This window comes from Pseudomonas sp. Ant30-3 (assembly GCF_000690905.1).
Taxonomy (GTDB): domain Bacteria; phylum Pseudomonadota; class Gammaproteobacteria; order Pseudomonadales; family Pseudomonadaceae; genus Aquipseudomonas.
Genome location: NZ_JMCL01000182.1, coordinates 1 through 6,167 on the forward strand (window position 1 = coordinate 1; position 6,167 = coordinate 6,167).

The following is a 6,167-nucleotide window of genomic DNA, read 5'->3' on the forward strand; positions in this document are numbered from 1 at the left end:
AAGCTGTCCGGATAGCCGGCGCCCTTGGGGTCTTTGACCTTGAGCAGCTTGCCCGAATTGCTGAAGGTCCAGCCGTGGAACGAGCAGGTGTGGGTGGCCTTGTTTCCACTCCTAAAGCGACAGAGCGTGGCGCCGCGGTGACTGCAGGCATTGATGAAGGCATTGAGCTCACCATCTTTGTTGCGTGTGATGAATATCGGCTGCCGGCCCATCTGCGTGGTGTAATAGTCGTTCTTCTCGGGAATCTGGCTCTCGTGGGCGAGATAAATCCAGTTACCCTCAAAGATGTGTTTCATCTCTAAATCGAACAGCCGAGGGTCGGTGAACATCTCGCGTTTGCAGCGGTAGATGCCCTCATTCTGGTCTTCTTCAACGAGACTATCTATATAGTCGAGTCCCAGGTGCATTGTCATGGTCATGACTCCATTATTATTATTTCTGCTGCATAAAGCCTAAGGGGTAGGCCTTTCTAGAGATAGCCATTTTTTGCACTCCTGTATCCGCTTCTTGCAAGACTGGACTTATCCCTATCAAACCGGACACTGCAGCCCGTTAAGGAAGGTCTGAAGTAGTCCCGTTTTCCGAGCTGATTTTCTCAATGATTTTTAAAAAACAGCGTCTCAATCGAAAATCAGGTCATTTTTCACCTTCAAATACAGGGTTTCGCCCTTGTGAGGCGCTTCGCAGGGTTGATTCCCTGCATCACGGACGCATCTCTCCCGTGATCATTAACTGTTTGCGCACCATCCACAGGTTCGACAGCGCAAACAGCGTGACCTGCTGGGCTGTGTTTTTCACCAAGCCGCGAAACCGCACCTTGGTGTATCCAAACTGGCGCTTGATCACACGGAACGGATGCTCGACCTTAGCGCGCACCTGCGACTTGGCGTATTCGATCTTGCGCTTCATTCGGCCAGTCAGGCTTTTTTTGCCGTGCTTTTTGTGCGAACTGGGCCGGGCGGAAATCGACCAGATCACTTTTCGACTTTCATGTTCGGGGCGCTTGTGGACACCGGTGTAGCCAGCATCTCCGGCAACATGGGTTTCCTCACCATGCAGTAATGGGTCGACCTGAGTCACGTCGGCCACATTGGCGGCGGTACCCACCACGCTGTGCACCAGGCCCGAATCGGCATCCACACCAATGTGCGCCTTCATGCCAAAAAAGTACTGGTTACCTTTCTTGGTTTGGTGCATCTCAGGATCGCGCTTACCTTCCTTATTCTTGGTCGAACTGGGCGCATGGATAATCATTGAGGATGGTGGTTTCATCCGGGATGCGCTCCAGTCCCAGCCCAGCAAACTGGCGCAAAATTGTGGTCTTAGAGCGACTCTTCCATCGCCGGATCGCTGTAGCCGAACCAGTTCTGCATCAGGTGCACACGCAAGATGGCCATCAACGGGTATGACGGCCGGTCGCCTTCACCCTTCGGGTAATGCGGTTCGATCAAGGCAATCAAGCCCTTCCACGGCACCACCCGATCCATCTCGATCAGAAAACGCTCACGTCGGGTTTGTTTACGCTTGCCGGCATACTCAGCATCGGCGAAGGAGATCTGCTTCATCGGAAAACTCGGCGGGTGGTGTCCGGCTATTTTGCCAAAATCAGGAAGTCTTTTTCAGAGTTTCCCTAGACACTCTCCAAGCTCAGGAAATAGCGTTTCTCATACTCTACTGGCGATAACTGCATAGCACTGCCGTGCCGGCGTTTAGGGTTATAAAACATCTCGAATGTAATCGAAAATATCACTCCGGGCTTCTTCGCGTGTTCCGTAGATCTTTCGTCGGATTCGCTCCCGCTTTAACAGCTGGAAAAAGCTCTCTGCAACGGCATTGTCGTGGCAGTTTCCTCGCCGGCTCATGCTGCTGACCACATTGTTAGCCTTCAGGAAGCTTTGCCAGTCTGAGCTGCTGAACTGACTACCTTGATCTGAGTGAATCATCACTTCTTGCTTCGGTTTACGCCGCCACACCGCCATCAGCATGGCGTCGATAGCCAGGTCGCTGCTCATCCTGGGCTTCATTGACCAACCGATCACTTGGCGAGAAAACAGATCCAGCACTACTGCCAAGTACAGCCACCCTTCGTAGGTGCGGAGTTGAGTAAGAGGCAGGGCGTAGTCGGACTATTTCCCTGCCTCTCCTCACCGAACCGGACGTGCACCTTTCAATGCATCCGGCTCTCCGTTTAAACGCTGGCGAACGCCATAGCCACTTCAGTGAAACGCGAGGTCCATGTGTTCCTGAGTTCCGACCTCAGGTAGGGATTACCTTCGGGCAGGCGCCACCGGAACTGCTTCTTGCCTTGCCCAACTAACCGATACAGTATTTCACCGCTGAGTTTGCCGTTATTAGTCTTGCCAAATAAAACCCAGGTCTTACTTTGGCTGGGCTTAGGTGCTTTGCACCATTGGCGCATCAGGGGTTTGATACGGGAGCGGTATTTGTGAGCCAGCCAATGGGCCAGTTTCCAAAACACGATACGATCGATATAGCTGAATGCTTTGGCTTTGAAATCAACGAATTGATAAAACGCGGCCCAGCCTTCCAGCTTTCGGTTGATCGATTCAACCATGTCGATCTTACTTTCACTGTGGTTACCTGAGAGCAGTGCCGTCAGTGAGGCTGCGAAGCTTCTGGCTTTGTCTCGTGGAATCGTCGTTACCACACGCATGTCGCCGTAGCGGCTACGCTTGCGGATGATCCGATGGCCCAGAAAAACAAATCCATGGCGGTTGCAGGAGCTAAGTGCAACACGGTTATTGAATTGAAGCGGGTGCATCATGCTGCATCGCCATTGCTTTTTCCATCACCTCGGTCATCACTTCAATCGGACATTTCCAGTTAAAGCGTTTGCGTGGCCGAATGTTCAGCTCGTAGGCAATGGCATCCAGCTGTTCCTGGCTGTATACAGACAAGTCTGTGCCCTTGGGCAGGTACTGGCGGATCAAGCCATTGATGTTCTCGTTGCTGCCGCGCTGCCAGGGGCTGTGCGGGTCACAGAAGTAGATGGCCACCCCCGTCTTCTGGGTGATCTCGGCATGCCGGGTCATCTCCCGGCCTTGGTCATAGGTCATGCTCTTGCGCACCGCCAGCGGCATCCGGTTGAGGGCCGCACTGAAGCCCTCTACGGCCGAAGTCGCCGTGGCATCGTTCAGCTTGATCAGCATCAGGTAGCCGCTGGTGCGTTCGTTCAGCGTGCCCACGGCAGAGGCGTTGGCCTTGCCTTTGATCAGGTCACCCTCCCAATGCCCCGGCATCAGGCGGTCTTCAATCTCCGGCGGACGCACATGAATGCTCACCATCTCCGGGATCTGGTTGCGCCGATCAACGCCTCCTGCACGTGGCCGGCGCGTACTCTTGCCCTGGCGCAGGCACCGGATCAGCTCCTTGCGCAGCTCACCCACAGGCAGGGCATAGACCGCGCTATAGATCGTCTCGCGACAAACGTAAACGTCTTCAAAACTGGGAATATCCATGCTGCGCAGCTTGCCGGCAATCTGCTCGGGAGAGAAGTTTTTTCGCAGCAACACCACCACCAACTCAAGCAGTTCGCTGCCCAGCACCAGCTTCTTTTGCGGGCGACAGACCTCTCGACGTTGACGCATGTGGCCCTGGGCCGTAGGTGCGTGATAGATGCCGTTGGCGCCCGTGTTGCGCCGCAGTTCACGACTTCGTGGAGGGGCTTCGGCCAAGCAACCGGGCAATCTCTCGCCGGCCCATGCCATGCAAGCGGCTTACCTGAATCGTGGCGCGTTCTTCTATGCTGAGTTCTTCATATGACATGGGGGCAGCACCTTACCGGAAAGGTCAGGTGTTGCACTCAGTTTCCGCGGCCGCCCTTCCGATTGGGTGGAAGCTGTTGAATCCCTGTAAGGCGCCATGAACCTCGACCTTGGGTATGAAGCCCTCGTAAATCGGCGTTTCGACAACCACCGGAGAAACGGCATTGACCCTGATTTGTTTGGATGCCAACTCCATCGCAAGGTGCTGGGTCAGCGAATGCAAACCTGCTTTTGCCATCGAATACGCGGACGACGGCGTAGCCGCGATCGCCTGTTTGCCCCACATCGAGCCGATGTTCACGATGGCGCCGGGACGCTCGCTGGCCACGAGGTTGGCCACGACCTTTTGTGTGATGAAGAAGAACGCTTTATTCAACGACAAATATTGCTCGTAATCACTTTCCGTGTGCTCAAGAAACGCCTTCGGGAAGAACACCCCAGCAGCGTTGACCAGAAGATTGATGTCCTTGTGGTTCTCATCGATGGTATGCAGGAGTCGCTTCACATCTTCGACTCGCGAGAGATCGGCAGTCAGGGCTGTCACAGCGCCCAACGACGACAGCTCCTTGCGGGCCTCTTCGGCTTTGTCTTCGCGGTGACCGACGATGACGACGCTTCCGCCTTGCTCGAGAACCATGCGGGCAGTTTGCAATCCCATCCCACTAGTGCCGCCGATGACCAACAGCTTCTTGCCATTAAATTCAGTGTTCATAATAACCTCTTAAACTACCAACTAAATGGTAGGATCATGTTGCAAAAAGTGCCGACCTTAGGTCAACACGGTAGAAAGAAAAGTGTTTCCAACATCGGCCGGTCCGCGTGGCGATCGCATGCCACGGCCCACCACCATCGAGCCCTCCAACGCGCACAAGAACGCCTCTGCGAGAGCCTCTGCGGCGGAATTTGAGGTGATCAGCGCGGCACGCTGACCGTCGGCAACGACAAGAGTCAACCAGTCGAGATTGACTTTAAAGAATCGCTTGACCTCGCTCACAACGGCGTCCGGCAGCGAGTCCGACTCGGCACCCAACATGCCGCAGACACAAAGGCGCCGGTCCTTGGCGAAGGTGCGTTCGAAAAGTGCCGCATACGCAGTTAGCCTATCAGGCGCTTTCGCATGCTGCCCTTCGATGCTCAGCAACTCCTCACGAAACCGGTGCGTGTAGCGCTGTGCGACCACGGCCACGAGTTCTCCCTTCTTGGGGAAGTGGTGGTGGATGCTTGGTTTTTTGATGCCTACCAACTGGGCCACGTCGTCGTATGAGAAGCCGTTGTAGCCATGCCGCTGTACCAAGCCTTCAGCGGCATCGACCACGCGCTCGGCGGTCGGCGAGATTTCGGAGAAATGCTTCATGCAAGTGCCTCATTTGATTCAGCGACTGGCAGATGGCCTGTCTTGACCAGGATAGTGCAGCCTTCATTGCTGAAGGGGCGGTGAGCACTCAAATGCGGACTGCGCATCCATGTGCCGGCAGGGTAGCTTCCGAACTCATCCTCAAAGACGCCTTCCAACACATAGATTTCTTCACCGCCGTAGTGACGATGCGAATTGAATCGTGTCCCCGGAGCCCAGCGCACCAAAGCCGTATGTTGGGTGTCGAACTCAGAAAGTGGCATCACCGACAGACCCGGCACGAGGCCTGGAAACCAGGGTCCGTTACGAGTGTCGACCACGGTGCGTTGGCTGTCGGCTAGATCAAGATGGCGCAGCTTGACGAACAACGTGCAACCCGTCGCGGAGCTTGGTGCATGCGAAGAACCTGGTGGATTCTTGATGTAAGTCCCAGGCCCGAAGGTTCCGGACTCATCGGTGAACATACCATCAAGAACGAGGATTTCTTCGCCCAGGTGATGAACATGGCGCTTGAACCTCGATCCTGGCGCATATCGCACGAACGAGGTGGCCCTCGCCACTTCGTCGCCATCACGCTCCAGTAACTGGCGTTGAATCCCAGTCGCTGGCGAATCGACCCACTGTAAGCTTGAAGGCTCGACGACAACACGCTGCGAAAGATCTGAATTAAGTTTCATGGCTTTTATTTTCATATACCGACTAATTGGTAGGTAGAATGGAAGTCCCCGGTTCGCTTGTCAAGCAGCTTTCGCCATTTTCTTTCACACATTGAAAAACAGTGAATTGGTTACGAGAACTCGCGAAGCTTAGCGAATGAAAGGGACTTCCCCGTCCAAGTCCGCGGCGAAAGTCGCGAGGCGGCATCAAGGTGCCATGATGAAGTTTCATAACTGCATCAATTACTGGAGGGGAAGCCAATGTCAGTTATCACGGTGGGAATCGATTTAGCCAAGACGGTGTTCGCCGTTCACGGCGTCAATGAGGCTGGCAAAGCCATATTGGTGAAACCGAAGGTTGCGCGTGATCAG

The 6,167-nt window shown here is 54.7% G+C and carries 5 protein-coding genes and 4 pseudogenes; 1 reads left to right on the forward strand and 8 read right to left on the reverse strand.

Annotation, left to right across the window (positions count from 1 at the left end):
- The 8 genes and pseudogenes from DU29_RS01000000130650 to DU29_RS0128340 all read right to left on the reverse strand — a co-directional run.
- Positions 1–407, reverse strand: a 407-nt coding sequence (locus tag DU29_RS01000000130650) for a Rieske 2Fe-2S domain-containing protein (RefSeq protein WP_152635606.1), incomplete at its 3' end; no start/stop codon positions are given.
- Between the two features lie 295 nt (positions 408–702).
- A pseudogene (locus DU29_RS01000000130655) lies at positions 703–1,565 on the reverse strand (IS5 family transposase).
- Between the two features lie 65 nt (positions 1,566–1,630).
- A pseudogene (locus tag DU29_RS01000000130660) lies at positions 1,631–2,108 on the reverse strand (IS3 family transposase); the annotation flags it as partial.
- A gap of 80 nt (positions 2,109–2,188) precedes the next feature.
- Entirely contained in the window at positions 2,189–2,785 is a 597-nt protein-coding gene (locus DU29_RS0128320; RefSeq protein ID WP_028624723.1) for a group II intron maturase-specific domain-containing protein, read from the reverse strand.
- Positions 2,760–3,786 (reverse strand): annotated as a pseudogene (locus tag DU29_RS01000000130665) (IS30 family transposase). The gene DU29_RS0128320 and the pseudogene DU29_RS01000000130665 overlap by 26 nt, the downstream one beginning before the upstream one ends.
- A 24-nt stretch (positions 3,787–3,810) precedes the next feature.
- Positions 3,811–4,497, reverse strand: a complete 687-nt coding sequence (locus DU29_RS01000000130670) for an SDR family NAD(P)-dependent oxidoreductase (RefSeq protein ID WP_011600758.1) — start codon at positions 4,495–4,497, stop codon at positions 3,811–3,813.
- 57 nt (positions 4,498–4,554) lie between these two features.
- Positions 4,555–5,139, reverse strand: coding sequence for a TetR/AcrR family transcriptional regulator (locus tag DU29_RS0128335; RefSeq protein WP_009399092.1), 585 nt, complete (start codon positions 5,137–5,139; stop codon positions 4,555–4,557).
- Positions 5,136–5,816 (reverse strand): cupin domain-containing protein, encoded by a 681-nt coding sequence (locus DU29_RS0128340; RefSeq protein WP_009399094.1) that lies wholly within the window; start codon positions 5,814–5,816, stop codon positions 5,136–5,138. Before DU29_RS0128340 ends, DU29_RS0128335 begins: the two co-directional genes overlap by 4 nt.
- A 240-nt stretch (positions 5,817–6,056) precedes the next feature.
- On the opposite strand from DU29_RS0128340, the pseudogene DU29_RS1000000132750 reads away from it, so the two are divergent.
- Positions 6,057–6,167 (forward strand): annotated as a pseudogene (locus DU29_RS1000000132750) (IS110 family transposase); the annotation flags it as partial.

What these genes read in the sequence shown, in the direction of transcription:
- DU29_RS0128320 (WP_028624723.1), bottom strand. Translation starts at nt 2,785, where the DNA reads ATGATGCACCCGCTTCAATTCAATAACCGTGTTGCACTTAGCTCCTGC.
- DU29_RS0128335 (WP_009399092.1), bottom strand. Translation starts at nt 5,139, where the DNA reads ATGAAGCATTTCTCCGAAATCTCGCCGACCGCCGAGCGCGTGGTCGAT.
- DU29_RS01000000130670 (WP_011600758.1), bottom strand. Translation starts at nt 4,497, where the DNA reads ATGAACACTGAATTTAATGGCAAGAAGCTGTTGGTCATCGGCGGCACT.
- DU29_RS0128340 (WP_009399094.1), bottom strand. Translation starts at nt 5,816, where the DNA reads ATGAAACTTAATTCAGATCTTTCGCAGCGTGTTGTCGTCGAGCCTTCA.